The sequence below is a fragment of the Burkholderia sp. CpTa8-5 genome (genome assembly GCF_017815045.1).
GTDB lineage: Bacteria > Pseudomonadota > Gammaproteobacteria > Burkholderiales > Burkholderiaceae > Burkholderia > Burkholderia sola.
The window spans coordinates 1-3,652 of the sequence record NZ_JAGIQD010000060.1 but is presented as its reverse complement, the minus strand read 5'-3'; the positions used below and the strand labels follow the sequence as shown (position 1 = coordinate 3,652).

Here is a 3,652-nt window from a genome sequence, read left to right as displayed (position 1 = left end):
TGGGTCGTCGAAGGCGGTCTGCAGGCAGGAGATCACGTGATCGTGCAAGGCGTCGACAAGGTGCGCCCGGGCGCGACCGTGAAGACGGTCCCCGCGCAGCTCGCTCCGGCGGCCGATGCCGCCTCGGGTGCTGCTGCCCCCGCCGCGCCGGCCGCCGCCGGGTCCGGCGCCGCTGCCGCTTCCGGTGCCGCCGCATCGGGCGCCGCGCCGGCGAGTGCTGCCGCTGCCTCGAGCGCGAAATAACAGGGAGCCTGTTTCATGGCAAAGTTTTTTATCGATCGCCCGATCTTCGCGTGGGTGATCGCCATCATCCTGATGCTGGCCGGGGTTGCGGCGATCTTCACGCTGCCGATCTCGCAGTATCCGACGATCGCGCCGCCATCGATCCAGATCACCGCGAACTACCCGGGTGCGTCCGCCAAGACGGTGGAAGACACGGTGACGCAGGTGATCGAGCAGCAGATGAGCGGTCTCGACAACTTCCTGTACATGTCGTCGACGAGTGACGACTCGGGCAACGCAACGATCACGCTGACCTTCGCGCCGGGCACCAACGCCGACATTGCGCAGGTCCAGGTGCAGAACAAGCTGTCGCTCGCGACGCCGGTTCTGCCGCAGGTCGTGCAGCAGCTCGGTCTGTCGGTCACGAAGTCGAGCAGCAGCTTCCTGCTGGTGCTCGCCTTCAACTCCGAAGACGGCAGCATGAACAAGTACGACCTCGCGAACTTCGTGGCGTCGCACGTGAAGGATCCGATCAGCCGGCTGAACGGCGTCGGTACCGTCACGCTGTTCGGCTCGCAGTACGCGATGCGGATCTGGCTCGATCCGAACCGCCTGACCAACTACGGCCTCACGCCGGTCGACGTCAGCTCGGCGATCACCGCGCAGAACGTGCAGATCGCGGGCGGCCAGATCGGCGGCACGCCGGCCAAGCCCGGCACCGTGCTGCAGGCGACGATCACCGAATCGACGCTGCTGCAGACGCCCGAGCAGTTCGGCAACATCCTGCTGAAGGTCAACCAGGACGGCTCGCAGGTTCGCCTGAAGGACGTCGCGCAGATCGGCCTCGGCGGCGAAAACTACAACTTCGACACGAAGTACAACGGTCAGCCGACCGCGGCACTCGGTATCCAGCTCGCGACCAACGCGAACGCGCTCGCGACCGCGAAGGCCGTGCGCGCGAAGATCGACGAGCTCGCACCGTTCTTCCCGCACGGCCTCGTCGTCAAGTATCCGTACGACACGACGCCGTTCGTGAAGCTGTCGATCGAGGAAGTGGTCAAGACGCTGCTCGAAGGTATCGTGCTCGTGTTCCTCGTGATGTATCTGTTCCTGCAGAACCTGCGGGCGACGATCATCCCGACGATCGCGGTGCCGGTCGTGCTGCTCGGTACGTTCGCGATCATGTCGATGGTCGGCTTCTCGATCAACACGCTGTCGATGTTCGGCCTCGTGCTCGCGATCGGCCTGCTGGTCGACGATGCGATCGTGGTGGTCGAGAACGTCGAGCGCGTGATGGCCGAAGAAGGGCTGTCGCCGAAGGAGGCGACCCGCAAGGCGATGGGCCAGATCACCGGCGCACTCGTCGGCGTGGCGCTCGTGCTGTCGGCGGTGTTCGTGCCGGTCGCGTTTTCCGGCGGGTCGGTCGGCGCGATCTATCGTCAGTTCTCGCTGACGATCGTGTCGGCGATGGTGCTGTCGGTGCTGGTCGCGTTGATTCTGACGCCGGCACTGTGCGCGACGATCCTCAAGCCGATCCCGCAAGGGCATCACGAGGAGAAGAAGGGCTTCTTCGGCTGGTTCAACCGCACGTTCAACACCAGCCGCGACAAGTACCACGTCGGCGTGCACCACGTGATCAAGCGCTCGGGCCGCTGGCTCATCATCTATCTGGTCGTGATCGTCGCGGTCGGGCTGCTGTTCGTGCGCCTGCCGAAGTCGTTCCTGCCCGATGAAGACCAGGGCCTGATGTTCGTGATCGTGCAGACGCCGTCGGGTTCGACGCAGGAAACGACCGCGAAGACGCTCGCGAACATTTCCGACTACCTGCTGAAGGACGAGAAGGAAATCGTCGAATCGGCGTTCACGGTCAACGGCTTCAGCTTCGCGGGCCGCGGCCAGAACTCCGGTCTCGTGTTCGTCCGCCTGAAGGACTATTCGCAGCGTCAGCATGCGAACCAGAAGGTGCAGGCGCTGATCGGCCGGATGTTCGGGCGTTACGGGAGCTACAAGGACGCGCTCGTGATTCCGTTCAACCCGCCGTCGATTCCGGAACTCGGTACCGCTGCCGGCTTCGACTTCGAGCTGACGGACAACGCCGGTCTCGGCCACGACGCGCTGATGGCCGCGCGTAACCAGCTGCTCGGGATGGCTTCGAAGGATCCGACGCTGCAGGGTGTCCGTCCGAACGGCCTGAACGACACGCCGCAGTACAAGGTCGACATCGACCGCGAGAAGGCGAATGCGCTGGGCGTGACGGCGGATGCGATCGACCAGACGTTCTCGATCGCGTGGGCGTCGAAGTACGTGAACAACTTCCTCGACACCGACGGCCGGATCAAGAAGGTGTACGTGCAGGCCGACGCGCCGTTCCGGATGACGCCGGAAGACATGAACATCTGGTACGTGCGCAACGGGTCGGGCGGGATGGTGCCGTTCAGCGCGTTCGCGACCGGTCACTGGACGTACGGTTCGCCGAAGCTCGAGCGCTACAACGGCGTGTCGGCGATGGAAATCCAGGGCCAGGCCGCACCGGGCAAGTCGACCGGTCAGGCGATGGCCGCGATGGAAACGCTCGCGAAGAAGCTGCCGGTCGGTATCGGCTATTCGTGGACGGGCCTGTCGTTCCAGGAAATCCAGTCCGGTTCGCAGGCGCCGATCCTGTACGCGATCTCGATTCTCGTCGTGTTCCTGTGTCTCGCGGCGCTGTATGAAAGCTGGTCGATTCCGTTCTCGGTGATCATGGTCGTGCCGCTCGGCGTGATCGGTGCGCTGCTCGCGGCCACGATGCGCGGCCTCGAGAACGACGTGTTCTTCCAGGTCGGCCTGCTGACCACCGTGGGCTTGTCCGCGAAGAACGCGATCCTGATCGTCGAGTTCGCGCGCGAACTGCAGCAGACGGAGAAGATGGGGCCGATCGAGGCCGCGCTGGAAGCGGCGCGCCTGCGGCTGCGTCCAATCCTGATGACGTCGCTCGCGTTCATTCTCGGCGTGATGCCGCTCGCGATCAGCAACGGCGCGGGTTCGGCCAGCCAGCACGCGATCGGTACGGGCGTGATCGGCGGGATGATCACGGCGACGTTCCTCGCGATCTTCATGATCCCGATGTTCTTCGTGAAGATCCGTGCGATCTTCAGCGGCGAGAAGGAAGATGCCGACGAGGCGCTGCGCCTGGCTCAGGAGCACTCGCACCACGAAGAGAAGCCGGGCAACGGCGACCAAGGCAACAAGGGACAGTGATGATGCAAAAACACGCTTTGACTGCAATCGCAGTCGCGCTCTTTGCCGCGGGCTGCACGATGGCGCCGCATTACACGCGGCCCGATGTGCCCGTCGCGCAGGCGTACCCGGCCGGCGGCGTCTACGCGACGCAGCCGGGCGCGGCCGGCGCGCGCAGCGCGAACGGCCAGGCGGCGACTGCCATCGGCTGGCG

1 protein-coding gene and 2 pseudogenes are annotated in these 3,652 nt (G+C 65.0%); all 3 read left to right on the top strand.

Translation table 11 applies throughout. The features are described 5' to 3' along the window. Positions 1-243, top strand: a pseudogene (locus J8I35_RS34265) (efflux transporter periplasmic adaptor subunit); the annotation flags it as partial. Positions 244-258: 15 nt separating this feature from the next. Next, positions 259-3,459 (top strand): efflux RND transporter permease BpeB, encoded by a 3,201-nt coding sequence (bpeB, locus tag J8I35_RS34260; RefSeq protein ID WP_060734073.1) that lies wholly within the window; start codon positions 259-261, stop codon positions 3,457-3,459. Continuing rightward, positions 3,459-3,652: pseudogene (locus tag J8I35_RS34255) on the top strand (multidrug transporter); the annotation flags it as partial. The gene bpeB and the pseudogene J8I35_RS34255, both read left to right, overlap by 1 nt.

Coding starts and splice junctions, on each gene's coding strand:
- bpeB (WP_060734073.1), top strand. CDS start 259: ATGGCAAAGTTTTTTATCGATCGCCCGATCTTCGCGTGGGTGATCGCC.